Raw genomic sequence first — 467 nt, 5'->3', positions numbered from 1 at the left:
AAATTACATTTCAAAGATCGGCCACCTATCGGAACTGGAAAGTCAATATAAAGTGAACATTGAGAATTTGGAACAGATGATTACCGATCTAAAGGAAAAAGAGAACTTCCATCAACAAGAAATCGATGATTTAAATCAAACGATTAGCGTTGTATCTGAACAAGAAAATAAATATAAAATGGAGATTGAAAACTTAGAGAAAGCTATGATCGGACTTTCTGAAAAGGATGAGCAGCAGAAACAAGTTATCGATAACTTTAAACATGAAATTGAAAATTATACTCAAATGATCGGCACCCTATCGGAAAAGGAAAGTCAATATAAGGTGGACATTGAAAGTTTAGAAAAAGCCATGATCGAACTTTCCGAAAAGGAAGAACAGCAGAAACAAGTTATCGAAAACTTTAAACATGAAATTGAAAATTACACTCAAATGATCGGCCAACTATCGGAAAAGGAAAGTCAAT

Annotated in this window: 1 protein-coding gene; it reads left to right on the top strand. The window is 33.2% G+C overall.

Going from position 1 to position 467, the window contains the following annotated elements; translation table 11 throughout:
* Positions 1–467, top strand: a 467-nt coding sequence (locus Q8G36_RS28645) for a hypothetical protein (RefSeq protein WP_305275347.1), incomplete at both ends; no start/stop codon positions are given.

It is taken from the genome of Peribacillus frigoritolerans (assembly GCF_030676415.1).
In the GTDB taxonomy this organism is placed as follows: domain Bacteria; phylum Bacillota; class Bacilli; order Bacillales; family DSM-1321; genus Peribacillus; species Peribacillus frigoritolerans_A.
The sequence above is the reverse complement of the archived record's forward strand: the minus strand, read 5'-3'. Positions and strand labels throughout refer to the sequence as shown.